Below are 18441 nucleotides of genomic sequence, written 5' to 3'. Positions count from 1 at the left end.
ATGATTGAATTTTAAAGTTAAATTTTAGAGAAAGAGAACGCCAATTTTCAGGAATGGCGTTCTTTTTCTTTAAATAAATTGTTACAAACAGTTACCAATAATATGGTCAGCCATTTTAGTTTTATAGAAATTATCCCTAATCTATGAAAATAAAGGTTTTTTGAAGTGTTTTCCGAATCAATTTAGTATTTTACATATTGAAAGTGAGGAGAAAGAATCATGAAGATAAGAAAAGCGTTATTAAGTGAAGCAAATGAATTAAGTGAACTTGCACTACATTCAAAAGCAACGTGGGATTATAGCGAAGAATTCATACTTGCTTGTAAGGAAGATTTAACAATTACAGAAGAGTACATAAAAAATAACTTTGTATATGTTTTAGAAAAAGATAATATGAAGATTGGTTTTTTCTCATTTTTACGTAATGATAAAGCTCTCGATTTCCTATATATTCATCCTCGTTATAAAGGGAAAGGCTACGGGAAAATATTGTGGGACTATGTAATAGAAAAAGCAAATGAACTAGGATTAAAAAGTTTTACGATTGATAGTGATCCGAATGCAAAAGGGTATTACTTGAAAATGGGAGCAAAGTTAATCGGAGAGACACCATCCACTGTTTTTAAGGGTCGTTTACTGCCTCTTTTGAAATATGATGTGTAAAACAACTAATAGTAGGAGAAGCTGAAAATGGATCATATAAAGAGAAAAAGAATATATGAAGCACTAATAAAATCGTGGTCGATTGAAACAAGTTCAAAGTGGACAATTGAAAATCCAGCAAAGGGACAATGCGGCGTGACAGCTCTCATTATTCAGGAGTTGTGTGGAGGAGAGATACGAAAGACAAAGATAGGGGAAGTGTGGCATTTTTACAATATAGTAGATGAGGAAAGATATGATTTTATTTGGAGCCAATTCAGTGAAAAACTGAATTATATGGATATAGAATCAAATCGAGAAGAAGCATTTGCAGATACAAATGAAAAACAATATAGCATGTTGAAGAAAAAGATAACGAAAGAATTGAAATTATCTTTTGACTCTTAATCTTTAATAAGTTACTATAATGGTGGTAACTTATTAAAGGGAACTTCATAGAGTTGAAAGGGGAAATACTTTTGAAAACAACTTATGTAAACGCTACAATAGTAACGATGAATGAACAAAATGAAGTGATAGAAAATGGATATATCATTGTAGAAAATGATCAAATTATAGATGTGAAGAGCGGAGAATTCGCTAATGATTTTGAAGTAGATGAAGTAATTGACATGAAAGGAAAGTGGGTTTTACCAGGGCTTGTCAATACACATACACACGTTGTAATGAGTCTCTTAAGAGGTATTGGTGATGATATGTTATTACAACCATGGCTTGAGACGAGAATTTGGCCACTTGAAAGTCAATTTACTCCAGAACTTGCGGTTGCTAGTACGGAACTAGGATTACTTGAAATGGTGAAAAGTGGTACAACATCATTCTCTGATATGTTTAATCCAATTGGAGTAGATCAAGATGCAATTATGGAAACGGTATCAAGGAGCGGGATGCGAGCTGCTGTTTCAAGAACTTTATTTAGCTTTGGAACGAAAGAGGATGAAAAGAAAGCAATTGAAGAAGCTGAGAAATATGTGAAGCGTTACTATAACGAAAGTGGTATGTTAACTACGATGGTTGCACCGCATAGTCCATATACATGCAGTACAGAACTGTTAGAAGAATGCGCACGTATTGCAGTAGAAAATCAAACGATGGTTCATATTCACCTTTCGGAGACAGAGCGTGAAGTACGTGATATTGAAGCACAGTACGGAAAACGTCCAGTAGAATATGCAGCAAGTTGCGGATTGTTTAAACGACCGACAGTTATTGCACACGGTGTAGTATTAAATGACAATGAGCGTGCATTTTTAGCAGAACATGACGTTCGAGTAGCTCATAATCCGAATAGTAATTTAAAACTAGGTTCTGGTATAGCGAATGTAAAAGCGATGCTAGAAGCAGGAATGAAAGTAGGAATTGCAACAGATAGTGTTGCATCTAACAACAATTTAGATATGTTTGAGGAAATGCGCATTGCAACTTTATTACAAAAAGGTATTCACCAAGACGCAACAGCGTTACCGGTTGAAACAGCTCTTACACTTGCAACTAAAGGAGCGGCTGAAGTAATCGGCATGAAACAAACAGGATCACTTGAGGTTGGAAAGTGTGCTGATTTCATTACAATTGATCCATCTAATAAGCCTCATTTACAACCAGCGGATGAAGTGTTATCACACCTTGTATATGCTGCTAGTGGAAAAGATATAAGCGATGTAATTATTAACGGAAAACGTGTCGTTTGGAATGGCGAATGTAAAACATTAGATGAAGAGCGTATTATATTTGAAGCAAGTCGATATAAACGAGGTTTGCAAAGATAGGTATTTTTAGGCTGTGGAGAGGGTCTTCTCCACAGCCTGTTTTTGAGTCTAACCCTTTTTTATTAATAAAAAAGAAGAGAATGATTTATATAAAATCACTAGTTTCAAAAAATACTTCACGTAATAATGATTAGATGAAGTATTTTGATGTTTCTTATTTTTTTGTCTCGTTGACCCATTTAATAATGTCCTGGATGACGTACTCAGGAACATTAGCAGGGATTTCATATTCACTAGGAAGACTTAATTCCCCATCACCCTCCGTGAAGAAATGATTCAATTTTGGGTATTCATTGAACTGAACATTCCTGCGGTTTGAAAGCCCTTCCTGCCATTTTGTATATTCATTTTTTACTGTTACTTGATAATCGCGTGATCCTTGCAGAATCAGTAAAGGCTCTTTTCGTGATCTTGCCTCTTCAACTGGACGCCACCTAGAAACATCATACATAAAATGAGGTAACCCAAAATTGTAGCCAGCTGGAGGATGGTCAGGATTGAAAGTAGGATCTTGGATGAAAGCGAACTGTCTTTTTAGTTCATCGATTACTTCCTTTGACGCCCCTAGGTATTGATTCTGATCAATGGCAATGTCAGTCAATGGGCGTGCAGGTGGTGCGAGTAAGATACTTCCTCTAACAAGTGAGGAAGGGGATTTGCTTAGTATACGCGGCATTGTGCCGGCTCCTAGACTATGTCCAAGAATGAAAATATTATTTGGATCAATGCCTTCCTGCTGCGCTGCTGATTTTGCTGCATATATGGCATCATCTGTAGTTTCACGGTCTAACGTAACAGGTTCTGCACTCATCTTTAATGCGTGTTCTAAGGTGCGTTTTTCATAGCGCAACACTGCAATTCCATTGGACGAAAGGCCCACCGCAAGGTCTCGTAAGATTTTTGTTCCCAGATATGTACTATCGCGATCATGGATGCCAGCGCCATGAACAAGTACAACTACGGGTACCTTTTCACCAGGCTTATGTTTCGGAACTGTTAATGTGGCTGGTAATGGATAGGTAGAATTTCCAATGACGATTTCACGTTCTTGATAGGAAGCAGGTTGATCATATCTAGGATGCGGGATAATATAAGATTCTGGAGGCGTCCTTACCCCAACCTCATCTACTTTCCCGCCAGGTGTGAATTTTAAGAGTAACGGTATGGTAGTTCCTTCAATAGTTCCTGAAATTTCCACCGTCTGATGAACCAAGTTTCGTTCTTTTATCACGGGGGTTCCCATGCTTTTTATCCCGCTCCAGCCACTGTGTTTCCACCAGTTTTGTAATGTGTTTGTTGTAAACTTGGATTGAAAAGCAGTAGACGTCAACTGAAGTGCCTCTGCATACTTACCTTGCTGGAGATATTCAAGAAATAATGATGTACGCTCCGTTAAAAAGACTCGTTTCTTTTCTACAGGTTGTTTCTCACGTGTATCTGCGTGAATAGCTGTTGTAAGCGGAAAAGATGAAATGCCTAAAGAAAAGAGTAGGGTAAAGGAAAGTACTGATTTTTGTATTTTCTTTTTTTTAATCATATTTTAACCTCCAAAATGTGATGATAAAAAACAGGTATGATAAATTAAGGTTCGGTTGTAACAACGTCTAAATCATTGATATGTTCATCTAAAACCAACAGTTCTAGTTTTGTCGTAATCGCTCTGGCAACTTCTAACCTCTCTTTGTTCCTTCACTTTATATTTTGACTATACGAAACAAAGTTCTCGTTTTTCTTACTTGATCCTTACAAAATCCTTAAGTGTATAAGATTTGTAAAATACAACTTTCTACTTGACCTGGATTCCAAAAAACAAAGCGGCATTGCTGAATGGAGATACGAAGATATTCCAACCAAACTGTACCCTATACGTCTATTAAGTTAGTTATGGGGAAATTTACATAAAACAGAAGGGAGGTATGCAATAAGAGATTTTTTATAAACACTTGAGCGAACAGTGCAGATTAAACATTCAATCTTTAGCTATCCTTTTTAAAAGGGTAGCTTTTTTCTTGAACGAATAAATATTCAAAAGAATGTCGCATCTTTCTGGTAGTATTTCTGCTATAATATATTACGCTTTATAATATTTTATATTTAAGGAGAACAACTCATGAAGCGAAAGAAGAGCCGTTTAATGGTAATGGCACTTGTTACATCTTTATTATTAACAGCTTGTAATAATAAGGAAAATAAAAGTGATACAAAGGCAAAAAAACAAGTATTAAATGTAACAGTATCAGAAGAAATTCCTTCTCTTGATACAGCGAAAACGATGGATGGTACGTCAGCGCACGTTATGCAAAACATATTTGAAGGGTTGTATGTATTAGACGATCAAGATCAGCCGATTCCAGCAGTAGCAAAATCGTTTAAAAGAAGTGAAGATGGTAAAAAATATACATTTGATTTGCGTAAAGATGCAAAATGGTCAAATGGGGACAATGTGACAGCTCATGATTTTATGTTTGCGTGGAAACGTGCAATTACCCCTGAAACAGCGTCTCAATATGCGTCCATGCTCTTTTATGTGAAAAATGCGAAAGAGATTAATAAGGGGACGATGCCTCTTGATGAACTTGGGGTTACAGTTATAAATGATTATAAGTTAGAGGTGGAATTAGAACAGCCAATTCCTTATTTTTTACAATTGTTAGCACTACCTATATATTTACCACAGCATGAATCATTTTTGAAAGAACAAGGGAAGAATTATGCATTGGAACCTAGTAATCTCCTATATAACGGCCCATTTGTATTAGAGAAATGGAAGCATGAACAAGAGTTTCAATTAAAGAAGAATGCTACCTATTGGGATCAAAAGAAAGTGAAGTTAGACGAAATAAACTTTCAAATTGTAAAGGATACAATGACAGCTGTTAATTTATACGAAGCTGGTAATTTGGATAGGGTACCTATTAATTCTCAATTTGTAGACAAGTATAAAGGGAATAAGGAATTACATATGTCGAGTGATTCTGGAATTGCTATGCTACGTTTTAACGAACAAAATAATGCGTTAGCAAATAAAAAGGTACGTCAATCTATTTCATTTGCGTTAAATAAAGAGGACTTCGTTGCTCATTTTATTAATAACGGGGCAAAATCTGCAAGCGGACTTGTACCAGTTGGTCATGTAGATGAAGAGACTGGTAAAGATTTTAGAAAAGAAAACGGAGATCTTTCTTCATATGACTTGCAAAATGCGAAAAAGATTTGGGAAGAAGCGAAAAAAGAGCTTGGAGTAGAGCAGGTAAACCTCGAGTTTTTAACGTTTGAACAAGATAATGCAAAACGTCTGGCAGAATATATAAAAGGTGATTTAGAAAAGAATTTGCAAGGACTCACGATACAAATTAAACAACAACCATTTAAGCAAAAATTACAGTTAGAACAAACAGGTAATTACGATATAACTATGGCAAATTGGGGACCTGACTATAAAGACCCAATTAGTTATTTAGAGCTATTTACGACGGGTAATCCGAATAATAAAATGAGTTACTCTAATTCTCATTACGATGAATTAATAAAGAAAGCGAAAACTGATTTTGTACTAGAACCAGAGAAACGATGGGGAGTATTGCTAGAAGCTGAGCAGGTATTATTAGAAGATGCAGCTGTAGCACCGCTGTATCATATTGGTTCAGCGTATGTACAAAAGGATTACGTAAAGGGAATTGAAAAGCATCAATTTGGTGGTGTTTATACTTATAAAAATGCGTATATCGCTAATGAATAAATACAAAAAACCTTACTTTTAAAAAGTAAGGTTTTTTTACAGAGGGCAGGGAAATCCTTTGGTGGTGTTCCCGACATATAAAGAAGATAAATGCAAAATTGTAGTTATGCATTCATAAGAAGTTGCAACAAATAAGATTGAGCAGTTTGTTTAAGTAAAAAGAAGAATAGAAATATAGCATACATGGAATAAGGGAATGCAGTACAGGTCAGTATACAAGCATTCTCTTTCTGTAACTATGTTTGTTTTTAATTATATAAAAAAAATATTAGATTATATATTTTGTCCTTGGTATACTTAAAAGGTAATTTGGGGTATTAAGATGAATTGATAAAGCAGTTTGTTTGGAATTATTTGAGTATTATAAAAAAAGCGAGAGCTTAAGTGTTCGATTGGAACAGGACTTTTTTTATATGAATTAATTGGTATGTATAATACTTGGAGAGATATTAATTTGGGGATATCGGTGATTTGGTTTAGAAGTTAATGTTAAGGAATTAAGGGGAAAATTAGTATGAATAAGAAAGTAAAAAATTTAAAATATTTTATGGTTATATTAGCTTGCATTGCAATTTTTGGGACAGTTTTACCTAATGCATTAGATCCAAATGAATCATTAGCAGGAAAAATTTCAATTGCAACTTTCGGTACAATTGGAGCTTGTTTACTATTCTCTATTATGTATTTTATTGTAAAAAAAGCTATTTTAAGAGGTGGGAAATAAGATGGGACAAAATTTAGAGTTAGAATTACTTCCAATAGGATCTGTTGTAATGTTTAAAGATTGGGAACATCCATTAATGGTTTAAGGAAGAAGACGGATGGATTCTGAAACAAAAAACATGTGATTATGTATGTTGTTATTTCCCTCATGGTAGTATTTCTTCAGAGTACAATTTCTTTTTGAATCATGAAGATATCTTTAGTGTGTTACATCTTGGTTTTATTAATGAAACAGAATTAGAGTTTCAAAAATTATTTAAAAAAGAAATTGAAGAAAAGCAGTGATTCTTTTTAGGTGTTGGTGTTTTTGAAATAGTTAAAGAATAAATCTTAATTCACATATACATAAAAAAGGGGAATTTCTATGAAATCATTACGTTTATTTATGATTCTCACTCTTGTTGTATTGTTAAGCGCGTGCAATACAGCAACACAAGTTACAAAGGTTCAAAAAAATGGAGAAACGACTTTGAAAATTGGTTCTCTGCAAGGGTATTACGATGTACAAACGCTTAAAGCTGAAAAAGGAAATGTGGAAATCCCTTATGAAGCAGCTGTTGAAGAAGGTACGGTTTTATTACAAGTTACAAAAGATGATAAGGTTATTTATGAAGAAGAAATCACTTCTCAAAAAGAAGGTTTGCTTTCTTTTGAAGCTCCAAAATCCGGATCATATGATTTAATTGTACGCGTGAAGGGTGAAAAAGAGAAAGCAAAAGAAATTCAAATACATACTAAGCTATGAAAAAATGGCAAGTGGAGTGCACCCGCTTGCCGTTTCCATTTTCATTTGATTCTGTTACAACATATGTTTATCAATTTAAGAGGTGATCTTCCGAAATTCCTAATGAAGTTAAAATAAGAGATGAACAAAAAAATGTTACAGCTTGGCATGTTAGTAACGGAATTTATACCTCTCTTTTACATGATAAAAAGACTGGGTTTGATACATTTTTATTCGAAAGAGATGTAGGTGGTAAAAAGCAAGTAATAGTATTTAGGGGGAGGGACATATGGTGATGCTCTTTTTGGAGAAGGTGTCCTAGACCTTACTACAGATATTGATTATATAGGGGGAAATAAGTTGAAAAGCATTGAAGTTCTAAATACATACATTGAAGGGATTTCTGTTGCAATCCCTACGTGGTTAAAACATCTAATTGAGGCAGAGGAGATACATCAAAACTATGAGAATGTACAAGCACTTGGTGCATTAAAAACAGATGCAGTGTTGTACTATGTACACCGTACGCTGCAAGTGCTAGATGGATTGCCTTTAGATGAAGAAGCGTATCGTATTATTGAAAAGGTACTAACGTATAGTGAACTTGCAAAGGTAGGATCTTTAAAACAACGGGAGCAATGGAAGAAAAAAGGGATTAATCTATTGGTACATAACGAGGGTTCTGCTGATATCTTTAGTGATATTCAGTTTATTGAACGTGTAGAGACAAACTTAAACGCTATTGAATATTTGTTTATTCGAGATTTAATTAGAACACATGGATTAATCGGGCAGTATATCCGCGGGGAGGCTCGTTTGGACTCTCATGTTGATTTAATTAACACGTATAAAGAAGAATACGGAGACGTTAGGTTAAAGGAGATTCTATACTATCTTAACCAATGTATTATTGAGGGCGTATCAAAAGCTTTGTGGAGTGAAGTGAAGAACGATGTGAAAATTACAATTGATGGTTTGTTTGACGGTTATATGGAGCCATTTACTTCTCGCATACATAGACTCACGCCAAAACATAAGGAGTCAGCATTTGAAAAAGATATAATTATGGGGAGCGAGAAGAGTGACGTTCAAACATTCTTATCTGATAAGGATTTGTGGTATGTAGAACCGTCTATGCATGCTCTTAGCTTTGAGGATATTTGGACAGTTTTTGTTATGTTAAAGAATGAGATAGGCACTAGAAAAGTTCAGCATATACATTTCGAGAAATTGATGCAACAGCTGCATTATGATTTCAAAGGCGAAAAAAAGGACAACGTGTATCGTAAGCGGGTTATTGAGAAGTATCTACGGGAGTACCGTGAGAACGAGAAACCGAATACAACGCATGTTTCTTTTGAGGTTAAAGTCGATGAAGATATGAAGACTGCGTATGTGTCGTTTCAGTTTTCTGCTGTAGGTGAGGCGTTAATTACCTTCTGTGTAGAGGCAGAAAAGATAGATATGATGCATGCTCGGGCAAATGTGCTGCTGTTTGATTTCTTCGGGTTACGAAAGGATGCATATGATAGATTCCATAACGAAGAAGTGTATTTGGAGCATATGAATAGCTCGGCTGATGATAAACGAATTATTCTTGATTATATAAAGGGAGATACGATTGTAGATGTCGGAGCTGGTGGTGGTGTCATGCTAAACATGATTGAAGAAGAGACCGAGAATAAACGAATCTACGGTATCGATATTTCTGAAAATGTGATTGATACGTTGAAAAAGAAGAAGCAGAACGAGGGGCGTTCTTGGGACGTCATTAAAGGAGATGCAATCAACTTAAGCAGCTCGTTTGAAAAAGAATCGGTTGATACGATTGTATATTCTTCTATCCTTCATGAGCTGTTCTCTTATATCGAGTATGAAGGTAAGAAATTCAATCATGAAGTAATTAAAAAAGGACTGCAGAGTGCCTATGAGGTGTTAAAGCGAGGAGGTCGTATTATCATTCGTGATGGCATCATGACCGAAGATAAAAAGTTAATGCGGTTGATTCGTTTTAAAGATGCAGGCGGAATGAAATTCTTAGAGCAGTATGCCCATGAATTTAAGGGGCGTATAATCCAGTATGAGGTAATTGCAGAAAATACAGTCAAAATGCCTGTTAACGATGCAATGGAGTTCTTATATACATATACCTGGGGAGAGGACTCCTTCGTTCATGAAGTGCAGGAGCAGTTTGGAATCTTTACGCCAAACGATTATAAGGATTTTGTAAAGAGTATCTTTGGAGATAAAGTAAACATCGTTCAAGCTATGAACTATTTGCAGGATGGATATACAAACCATCTTAGCGAGAAAATCGAGTTTACAGATGAGTCTGGCAATGCGGTTGCGCTACCAGATAGTACGTTCTTTATGGTTTTAGAAAAGAGGCAATGATGTTGAAAACCTTTAAAAATATAATTTTAAAAAACTGAATTTAATAGTCTTCAGTTAAAGAGCGTGTTTTTAGAGTAACGAAAAATTCCTAATTTCTTAATTTTATACCGAGAAACATATCCAAGTGGGGTATTGGCGATTAAAACCGGGAATATTAGAACAACATCGCTAGCTGAAATTTATCGAAACGCTCTTGTGTTTCAAAACCTTCGTAATCCAGATAAGGATAAGGGGAAGTGTGGTGTTTGTGAGTTTCGGTATGTTTGTGGGGGATCGCGTTCTAGAGCATATGCGATGACGGGGATTACATGGAAAGTGAGCCTTTCTGCGTATATATTCCAAAAGCATTGCGAAAACAGAAAAAGAACATAAAAAAAGGGACATGAGTAAAAGCTTACTCATAGCCTTTTTTTATGTATAGTACTTCGCATCCTTCATTAAAAAATCACTACCTATATCTGTTGTACTAAAACAAGTTTTTTACACATGAATTCTATTAAACCGATTTTAACAACGAATAAAAATTCGTATCATATGGAATATCATCTTGATACATATAATTTTTTAGAATTCCTTCTTTTTCAAAACCTAATTTTAATAGAACTTTATTGGAAGCCTCATTTTCAAGAAATACAATGGCCCCGATACGCTTTAAATGAATGGTATGGAAACCGTATGATATAACTTCAGAAACAGCTTCAGTCGCATATCCTTTTCCCCAGTATTCAGGGAAAAAGGCATAACTTAAATTGGCCCGTTTATGCTCAGAAGACCAATCGTGAAAACCGATGGTACCAATGAGTTTTTTCTGGTTTTTTAATTCAATTCCCCATTTTATACCGCTTCTTGCATTGTAACTCAGTTTAAAGTTATGAATGATTTGTTTTACTTGATCAATATCTTGTAATGGCTTTTGCCCATAATAGCGCAGTACGTCAGTATTAGAGAAGCATTGTAGTATACTCGGTGCATCTTCTTCGGTAAGTTCTCTTAAAATGAGTCGGTCGGTTTTCAATATAGGAAACATGCTTTCACTCCATTTCTTCTGAAACTAAAATGTGTTGTTATTATATAATTTAGTCTGAAAATAAAGATTATTCAATAGAGAAGTATGATTTTGATATATGATAAAATTGATTGTGGAATAAATTACAAAAAGAGGTTTACATATGGAGAAAAACTCAATTTTAATTGTAGATGATGATAAAGATATTGTTCGATTTGTTCATGTGAATTTAATGCAAGAAGGTTTTAAAGTTTTTAGTGCTCATAATAGAGAAGAGGCTTTAGAAATAATAAATAATAACAGTATTCAACTTGCTATTTTGGATATTATGATGCCGCAAATGGATGGGATAGAATTGTGTAGAAGAATTAGAGAGAAACATAGTTTACCAATTATGTTTTTAAGCGCGAAATCATCAGATATAGATAAGGTAATTGGATTGAGTACTGGAGCAGATGATTATATTGTGAAGCCGTTCAGTACAATTGAATTTATAGCAAGAGTGAAAGCTCAATTAAGAAGGTATACATATTTCAATCAAAATGCTATCCAAGTAATAGAAAAGAAGATAAACATTAGAGGTTTAGAATTAGATGAAGTGTCAAGAACAGTAATGCTATATGGAGAAACAATCAATCTTACGAAAACTGAATATGATATTTTGTACTTAATGGCAGCTGCAAAGAATCGTGTGTTTACTATTGAAGAAATATATGAGAGTGTTTGGAAAGAAAGGGCATATGAAAGTAATAATACAGTAATGGTTCATATTGCAAGATTAAGAAATAAAATTGAAGAGAATCCAAAAGAACCGGAGTTTATTCAAAATGTTTGGGGAGTAGGATATAAAATTGAAGATTAAATCATTACAAGGCATTAGAGTTAAGTTTTTTATCGCATTTATATGTAGCATCTTGTTAGCAATTGTAAGTATAATAGCGTTTCAAATGTTAATTGGAAATATATATAGTCGTGCTAATTCATTAGAAGAAAAATATTCATTTTTATATTTTATAGTTTTTTTGATTTTTACTACGACATACTTTGCATTTATGACAAAAACAATGATGAATAGATTATCTGAAATTAATAAGAACGTGAAGGAAATAAGTAATGGCAATTTGGAAATCCATATACCTATTTCAAAAAATGACGAGATTGGTGAATTAGCGACGAATGTTAATAGAATGGCGAAAAGTTTAAAAGAGGCTATCGAGAATGAAAAAAAATCACAGGAAATGAAAAATGAAATGATTAGTAATATTTCACATGATTTACGAACGCCTGTAACATCTCTAATCGGTTACGCGGATCTATTAGGCAATAGACTTCATTCAAATATAGAAGAATGCGAGCAATATGTAAGTATATTAAAGCGAAAAAGTTATGAATTAAAAAATCAAGTAGATGATTTATTAGAATACTGTCAAATAAATTATAGAGAGATCGAATTACATAAGAGTGTAGTACATATGAAAGCGTTCATTGAACAAATCATGATTGATTTTGTACCACAACTAGATGATGCCGATATGAGCTTTTGTATTAAAGGTGATAAGGAGTTACATGTGGAAATGGATGTAGCGCTTATGGTGAGGTTATTCGAAAATGTAATTAGTAATAGTATTATGTACGGGAAAGATGGAAAGGAGATTTTTATTCAAGTTTCTAAAAGAGATATGAGTGTTGAAATAGAAATTAAAAATTTGGGACAATGTATTCCGAATAAGAACCTTCCTTACGTTTTTGAGAAGTTTTATCGTGGTGAAAAATCACGTAGCTCTTATACGGGTGGAAAAGGAATGGGGCTTGCAATTGCGAAAAGTATAGCAGAGCTTCATAAAGGGGATATCACTGTGCGCAGTAACGAGAAAGAAACTGTTTTCACCATCGTTTTACCACATTATAAAGAATTGTAAGAAAGTCGTAAGTATTTCTTTTATATGTCGTAATTTTCACATCGTATCATGTAGAACAAAGATAGGAGAGTAGGGATACAACATGTGGAAGAAATACGTATTAGTAATTTTAGTAGTTTTTTTAATTACAAGTTGGAGTGTAGTTTATTTAATGGATGGTGTTATATCAGTCGTTTTTTGGTGGAGTATACAAGCGTTTAGCTTAGTATCAATCTTTATTTTGATAGCGTCAGTATTACTATTTGTGTGGAAAGGCATTTTCAGAAAGCGAATAGATAGAACACTACTCTTCATAGTTCTTTTCTCTATAATAGGGGCTTGGCCCTTAGGATGGTTCGCTAACATAGGCGGACTTGCTTACCCAGCAGATGTACAGTCTATGACTCCTAAAGTAGTCGTTCGCTTTCCTTTGAATGAACGAGCACTAGTAGGCTGGGGTGGTGATCGGTTAGAAACGAACTATCATGTTATAAAACCGAATGAACGATGGGCATATGATATTCTTATCCCGCCTGCTGAAGTGAAAAGTAGTAAGTTAGAGGAGTATGGGATATACGGTACAGATGTACTGGCACCAGTTTCTGGAACAGTTGTATCAATTAATAATGATGAAAAAGATTTAGTTCCGGGATCGGAGGGTTTTCAGTCAATGGCCGGAAATCATATTTATTTACGACTAGATGAAACAGGCACATTTTTGATTCTTGCCCATTTAAAGCAAGGGTCAATTAAAGTGAGGGAAGGACAACGTGTAAATGAAGGAGAGATTCTTGCTCAAGTCGGTAACTCAGGAAGTTCAAGTGAGCCCCATTTACATATTCATCATCAAAGGAAGGATCCATCAAAGGTAAGTATGTTTTTAGCGGAAGGACTGCCACTGTACTTTCAAACTGAAAAAGGTGCGATAATGCCGGAAAGAGGCACATATATAAGAGGTAATTAGAAGAGATTTACTTCATTAAGAAAAGGTATTCCAGTTTTTGGAATACCTTTTCTCATTACCCTACAAATGTTTGATACAGTAAGAAAATATTTAAAATGATAACAAGTACAGCAATGATCCAAGCGATAAAGGTAGTTATGCGGTGATTAACGAGTACACCCATAATTTTTTTACTACTTGTAAACATAATAAGTGGTACTAATGCAAAAGCAATACCGAATGATAAGACGACTTGGCTCATGACTAGAGCGTAAGTTGGATTTACACCTAAAGCGATAATAACTAATGGTGGAATCATTGTAATAAATCGGCGTAAGTATAACGGAATATGCATTCGAATGAATCCTTGCATGATAATGTCACCAGACATTGTACCGACTGAGGAGCTAGATAAACCTGCTGATAAAAGTCCGATTCCAAATAAAGCAGCGGATGCAGGACCGACTAAGTTGCTAAATTGATTAAAAGCAACATCAAGATCTTCAACATGCAAGCCGTTTTTAAAGAATAGTGCAGCAGCAACAATTAACATGCTTGCATTAATTGCTCCAGCGATAACCATTGCGATAATGATATCAATAAACTCAAAGCGGAAAATCTTTTTCTTTTGTTCATCATTTGTTCCGACTACTCGGCGCTGCGTTAAAGCGGAATGTAAATATATTGCATGTGGCATAACTGTCGCGCCTAAAATACCAGCTGCTAATAAGATACTATCCACGCCTTGGAATTTTGGAATAAATAGCCCTGAAAGTAAAGGGCTTAATTCCGGTTTTGCGTAGAAAACTTGTACACCAAAAGCGATAACAACGATAAAAATCATCCCTGTTATAATAGCTTCTAATGGACGGAAACCTCTGCGTTGAAATTCAAGAATAATAAATGATCCGGCAGCTGTTATTAAAGCGGCTGGTAACATTGGAATCCCGAATAATAAGTACAATCCGAGTGCCGCTCCAATAAATTCAGCTAAATCTGTCGCCATAATAACGAGCTCCCCTTGAATCCATAAACCGATGGAAACAGGTTTTGGGAAGTTTTCTCGAGCGATTTCAGGAAGGTTTCTACCTGTAGCAATTCCTAATTTAGCGGATAAAGTTTGGATTAATACAGCCATTAAATTAGAAGCAAGAATTACCCAGAGTAATAAATATCCATATTGTGATCCAGCGGCAATATTTGTCGCGAAATTGCCAGGATCAATATAAGCGACGGAAGCGATAAAAGCAGGACCTAAGAATGGTAATAGTCTTTTTAAGCCTTTCGTTTGTCCGCTTAATGCTAAATGTGCGGATTGAACAGTTGTACTTTGAGAAGGGACTTGTTCATCTTTTGATATATCTTTATTCATAGTAGTTTTCCCCTTTAAAATGTTAACTTGATGAAATTATTGTAAGTATTCTTATTGTTTATTTCAATACATTTAAATGTACTAGGTGATATTTTTATTTGAACATAAATGTTTCCTTAGTGCAAATTATATGTCTTTATACAATGAATGGTGTGATGTTATAAAAAATTGGGAGTTTATGGCATGATGACGTGGGGAAACATAATGAATTAAAGGACTAATTTTGAAATTTATGTGAACATAAAGTCGATAATACAGCATATTAATTGATGGAATTGCATTTGTATGATATATAATATATTGGGATTACAACATAACCACAGTATTTTGGTGTGTAATCTTGTTTTTTATTTTTGTTAACTTATAGAAAATAGTATAAAGAGAAGAAAATGGATTCATTTTCTTATTATATATGTTTTGATATGAACGTTAACTTATACATGATTTTAAAATTTAGATAGGTGGTAGAAATACATTGGCAACTACAAAACCATATAGAGTATTACTATATTACATGTACACAACAATTGAAAACCCAGAAGAATTTGCGGCAGAGCATTTAGAATTTTGTAATTCACTTGAGTTAAAAGGAAGAATCCTTGTAGCTAAAGAAGGTATTAACGGAACTTGTTCTGGTACTGTAGAACAAACAGAGAAATACATGGAAGCAATGAACAACGATCCACGTTTTGACGGTATCGTATTTAAAATAGATGAAGAAGAAGGGCACGCATTCAAGAAAATGCACGTACGTCCTCGTCCAGAGTTAGTTACACTTCGTCTAGAAGATGACATTAATCCACACGAAATAACTGGGAAGTATTTAGAGCCAAAAGATTTTTATGAAGCAATGAAACAAGAAGATACAGTTATCATTGATGCACGAAATGATTATGAGTTTGATTTAGGACACTTTAAAGGTGCGATTAAACCGGATATTGAATCATTCCGTGAATTACCAGACTGGATTAGAGAAAATAAAGAAACACTTGAAGGTAAAAAGATTTTAACGTACTGTACAGGTGGAATTCGTTGTGAGAAGTTTTCTGGTTGGTTAGTTCGAGAAGGATATGAAGATGTAAGTCAGCTTCATGGCGGAATTGTAACATACGGAAAAGACCCAGAAGTACAAGGTGAGCTTTGGGATGGACAATGTTACGTGTTCGATGAGCGTATCGCTGTACCAGTAAACCAAAAAGAACATGTTATTGTTGGTAAAGACCACTTTACAGGTGAACCTTGTGAGCGCTATGTAAACTGTTCAAATCCAGAATGTAACAAGAAAATTTTATGTTCTGAAGAAAACGAAGCGAAGTATTTACGTGCATGTTCTCATGAATGCCGTGTAAGCCCACGTAACCGCTACGTAATACAACATGAATTAACTGAAGAACAAGTAGCTGCTGCGTTAGAGAAGATCGAAGCAGGGAAGTAAGTGGAATTCGTGTAATAAAAAAGGGTACTCCAAACTTTATGTTGGAGTACTCTTTTTATATTGTCCGGTTCAGCTTTTGGTCGGTTTCTGTCGGCAAGTCGATATATCTGGAAAATCGCCGATATATTTTGAGTTGCGCTGATATATTTAAAAAATCGCCGATATATTTCGAGATGCGCCGATATATCCGAAAAATCGCTGATAAAAATTTCATTTACTGTAGCGCACCACGTATTTCAATGTAAAAACAACCTTCTTTACTTCGTATCATCTTTCTCTCTCACAGCAGACAACACTGTTTGTTTTACCCATGCTTTTCTTCTTCTATGCTGTACACCCCATTGATATAACCCTTGCGCACCTAAAATAAGTGAAATGACGATGCCGCTAATTGCTATTAAAAGTGCGAAAAATTCAAGTGGCGACGATATTTTGTTTGAGTCGGTGTTTCTTAAAAGGTCAATCATAGTAAATCCTAACATTTGGCCCACTACAGAATAGAGCGTTAAAATTAATAATAAAAGGCTATCTTTTTTAGAGGCAACATTTTCTTGATATTTAAACAAACTATCAAGATTTTGTTTCGCGTTCGAGTATAGAACCTCAATATTAAAAAGTTTTCTTAAGCGGAAGAAAATATCTTCACTTTGTGATTGGGATACTAATTCTAAAGAAAAATAATTAGCAGTGAACGAATTGATTGAATAAATTAATTTCTCTATTTCATTAGTATCTTGTTCAATATTTAGCTCAGCATAGGCGTTTGCCATTTTTAATAAAACAATTTTATGGAATAGATTTAATAATAAAGCGTAATAAAATTCTCCGTACATTTGACTCGCAAGTTTAGCTATTGCATCGTCAGCTTCGTTTGTAATACATGTAAAAATATGTTCTTCCATTATGAAATAGCGATTGGGTGCCCATCTCTGGTAAGCGTGCAGCTTTAAATAATTATGAATATAAGGAAGGTTATTTGCACTTACATAAGCCTTGCCATCACTTGTTAATCCGGAAAGACTGGAAGTGCGATACACATCCACTTCATTTAGTTCTATATCTACTTTTATAGATAATAAAGTTTGAACGTACATTCTTTGGTCTTCAAAGAAAGGAAAGGTTTGAAAGTAAGAGCTTCTTAATCTCTTCTTCTCAAAGAAATCTGTTACGCCATGAAATAAATAACCAAAAATGAATCTTTCCACTTGGGAATACTTTTTTCCGTTACATTCAATACAAATAGTCTCAGTTGTATCATTTTTAGTTTCAAGTACACGGAAGCGAGCGGCGAATTCGATTGCTTCAGATAAAGTCATGTTTGGAGCAGTATTTACTTCTGTTCGAATTGTTAAGAAGCCAAGCTCATAAGGGCAAAGTGTTACATCAATAGAGTGTATCTTGAATGGAATTGAAATAAGGTTTGTTGTTAAATGTCCAGTTAAGTTAAGGTCCTTTGAATAACGTTGCAATCCTTTTTGATGCTCTGAATGAGGAAATAGAATTTTATTTGTAAATGAAAGATAGTATGCTTCCATATTTTGATGTGAAACTTGAAACTTTCCGTAGTATGTATTTTCATTTTCAAGATGGTCGAGTCGAAAAGGGCGAAAATCATTTTTTTGTAAGAAAGGGAACATATTTTGTTCGTACCCAGTTTTAAAAGAAAACGGGAATATAAATTGAAATATAGCTGTTGTTACATCTTTTTCTTCGATTGTTTGTATTGCCTCCATTTACATTGTTTCCTTTCCGTATATGCTATAAAAACAACATGCCCA

15 protein-coding genes and 2 pseudogenes are annotated in these 18441 nt (G+C 34.5%); 13 read left to right on the top strand and 4 right to left on the bottom strand.

Annotated elements, in window-relative coordinates:
• The first annotated feature begins 219 nt into the window (after positions 1-219).
• Genes DN390_RS20580 through DN390_RS20570 form a run of 3 tightly spaced genes read left to right on the top strand, consistent with a single transcriptional unit; the run spans position 220 to position 2429 of the window.
• Positions 220-663: a GNAT family N-acetyltransferase gene (locus DN390_RS20580; RefSeq protein WP_147808281.1), complete on the top strand. Its 444-nt coding sequence runs from the start codon at positions 220-222 to the stop codon at positions 661-663.
• Positions 664-690: 27 nt separating this feature from the next.
• Entirely contained in the window at positions 691-1050 is a 360-nt protein-coding gene (locus DN390_RS20575) for a YunG family protein (protein WP_147808280.1), read from the top strand.
• Between the two features lie 53 nt (positions 1051-1103).
• On the top strand, positions 1104-2429 hold the full coding sequence (locus tag DN390_RS20570) for a bifunctional S-methyl-5'-thioadenosine deaminase/S-adenosylhomocysteine deaminase (protein WP_142237735.1): 1326 nt from the start codon (positions 1104-1106) through the stop codon (positions 2427-2429).
• A gap of 154 nt (positions 2430-2583) precedes the next feature.
• On the opposite strand, the gene DN390_RS20565 is transcribed toward DN390_RS20570, so the two are convergent.
• Positions 2584-3966: an alpha/beta hydrolase gene (locus tag DN390_RS20565; RefSeq protein WP_147808279.1), complete on the bottom strand. Its 1383-nt coding sequence runs from the start codon at positions 3964-3966 to the stop codon at positions 2584-2586.
• A gap of 573 nt (positions 3967-4539) precedes the next feature.
• Between DN390_RS20565 and DN390_RS20560 the strand changes: the two genes are divergently transcribed.
• From DN390_RS20560 to DN390_RS20535, 6 genes and pseudogenes are all read left to right on the top strand, one after another.
• On the top strand, positions 4540-6168 hold the full coding sequence (locus DN390_RS20560; protein ID WP_147808278.1) for a peptide ABC transporter substrate-binding protein: 1629 nt from the start codon (positions 4540-4542) through the stop codon (positions 6166-6168).
• 514 nt (positions 6169-6682) lie between these two features.
• Positions 6683-6892 (top strand): hypothetical protein, encoded by a 210-nt coding sequence (locus DN390_RS20555; RefSeq protein ID WP_001036919.1) that lies wholly within the window; start codon positions 6683-6685, stop codon positions 6890-6892.
• Between the two features lies 1 nt (position 6893).
• A pseudogene (locus DN390_RS30725) lies at positions 6894-7176 on the top strand (DUF4176 domain-containing protein).
• 79 nt (positions 7177-7255) lie between these two features.
• On the top strand, positions 7256-7636 hold the full coding sequence (locus tag DN390_RS20545; RefSeq protein ID WP_147808276.1) for a BA_1872 family lipoprotein: 381 nt from the start codon (positions 7256-7258) through the stop codon (positions 7634-7636).
• A 339-nt stretch (positions 7637-7975) separates the two neighbouring features.
• The gene (locus tag DN390_RS20540; protein WP_147808275.1) at positions 7976-10009 is read left to right on the top strand and encodes a class I SAM-dependent methyltransferase; all 2034 of its coding nucleotides are present in this window, start codon (positions 7976-7978) and stop codon (positions 10007-10009) included.
• Positions 10010-10120: 111 nt separating this feature from the next.
• Positions 10121-10395 (top strand): annotated as a pseudogene (locus DN390_RS20535) (radical SAM/SPASM domain-containing protein); the annotation flags it as partial.
• A 110-nt stretch (positions 10396-10505) separates the two neighbouring features.
• On the opposite strand, the gene DN390_RS20530 reads toward DN390_RS20535, so the two are convergent.
• Positions 10506-11036: a GNAT family N-acetyltransferase gene (locus tag DN390_RS20530; RefSeq protein ID WP_097951502.1), complete on the bottom strand. Its 531-nt coding sequence runs from the start codon at positions 11034-11036 to the stop codon at positions 10506-10508.
• A gap of 142 nt (positions 11037-11178) precedes the next feature.
• Here DN390_RS20530 and DN390_RS20525 point away from each other — a divergent pair, with 142 nt between their 5' ends.
• The 3 genes from DN390_RS20525 (at position 11179) to DN390_RS20515 (ending at position 13877) form a co-directional block, all read left to right on the top strand.
• On the top strand, positions 11179-11877 hold the full coding sequence (locus tag DN390_RS20525) for a response regulator transcription factor (protein WP_147808274.1): 699 nt from the start codon (positions 11179-11181) through the stop codon (positions 11875-11877).
• Positions 11867-12934: a sensor histidine kinase gene (locus DN390_RS20520; protein ID WP_147808273.1), complete on the top strand. Its 1068-nt coding sequence runs from the start codon at positions 11867-11869 to the stop codon at positions 12932-12934. The genes DN390_RS20525 and DN390_RS20520 overlap by 11 nt, the downstream gene beginning before the upstream one ends.
• A gap of 82 nt (positions 12935-13016) precedes the next feature.
• The gene (locus tag DN390_RS20515) at positions 13017-13877 is read left to right on the top strand and encodes a M23 family metallopeptidase (RefSeq protein WP_147808272.1); all 861 of its coding nucleotides are present in this window, start codon (positions 13017-13019) and stop codon (positions 13875-13877) included.
• Between the two features lie 55 nt (positions 13878-13932).
• Here the strand turns inward: DN390_RS20515 and DN390_RS20510 are convergent, their stop codons facing one another.
• On the bottom strand, positions 13933-15228 hold the full coding sequence (locus DN390_RS20510) for an Nramp family divalent metal transporter (protein WP_147808271.1): 1296 nt from the start codon (positions 15226-15228) through the stop codon (positions 13933-13935).
• A 475-nt stretch (positions 15229-15703) separates the two neighbouring features.
• On the opposite strand from DN390_RS20510, the gene trhO reads away from it, so the two are divergent.
• Positions 15704-16663 carry an oxygen-dependent tRNA uridine(34) hydroxylase TrhO gene (gene trhO, locus DN390_RS20505; RefSeq protein WP_061666774.1) on the top strand — a complete coding sequence of 320 codons (960 nt, stop codon included), beginning with the start codon at positions 15704-15706 and terminating at the stop codon, positions 16661-16663.
• Between the two features lie 257 nt (positions 16664-16920).
• Here trhO and DN390_RS20500 read toward each other — a convergent pair whose 3' ends face one another.
• Positions 16921-18396: a hypothetical protein gene (locus DN390_RS20500; RefSeq protein ID WP_147808270.1), complete on the bottom strand. Its 1476-nt coding sequence runs from the start codon at positions 18394-18396 to the stop codon at positions 16921-16923.
• Positions 18397-18441 lie beyond the last annotated feature (45 nt).

Origin of the sequence: Bacillus sp. SH7-1 (genome assembly GCF_008042405.1) — a bacterium.
Taxonomy (GTDB): Bacteria; Bacillota; Bacilli; order Bacillales; family Bacillaceae_G; genus Bacillus_A; species Bacillus_A thuringiensis_N.
This window is presented reverse-complemented; position numbering and strand designations above follow the sequence as displayed.

Coding starts and splice junctions, on each gene's coding strand:
- DN390_RS20565 (WP_147808279.1), bottom strand. CDS start 3,966: ATGATTAAAAAAAAGAAAATACAAAAATCAGTACTTTCCTTTACCCTA.
- DN390_RS20555 (WP_001036919.1), top strand. CDS start 6,683: ATGAATAAGAAAGTAAAAAATTTAAAATATTTTATGGTTATATTAGCT.
- DN390_RS20515 (WP_147808272.1), top strand. CDS start 13,017: ATGTGGAAGAAATACGTATTAGTAATTTTAGTAGTTTTTTTAATTACA.
- DN390_RS20530 (WP_097951502.1), bottom strand. CDS start 11,036: ATGTTTCCTATATTGAAAACCGACCGACTCATTTTAAGAGAACTTACC.
- DN390_RS20545 (WP_147808276.1), top strand. CDS start 7,256: ATGAAATCATTACGTTTATTTATGATTCTCACTCTTGTTGTATTGTTA.
- DN390_RS20525 (WP_147808274.1), top strand. CDS start 11,179: ATGGAGAAAAACTCAATTTTAATTGTAGATGATGATAAAGATATTGTT.
- DN390_RS20580 (WP_147808281.1), top strand. CDS start 220: ATGAAGATAAGAAAAGCGTTATTAAGTGAAGCAAATGAATTAAGTGAA.
- DN390_RS20510 (WP_147808271.1), bottom strand. CDS start 15,228: ATGAATAAAGATATATCAAAAGATGAACAAGTCCCTTCTCAAAGTACA.
- DN390_RS20560 (WP_147808278.1), top strand. CDS start 4,540: ATGAAGCGAAAGAAGAGCCGTTTAATGGTAATGGCACTTGTTACATCT.
- DN390_RS20575 (WP_147808280.1), top strand. CDS start 691: ATGGATCATATAAAGAGAAAAAGAATATATGAAGCACTAATAAAATCG.
- DN390_RS20500 (WP_147808270.1), bottom strand. CDS start 18,396: ATGGAGGCAATACAAACAATCGAAGAAAAAGATGTAACAACAGCTATA.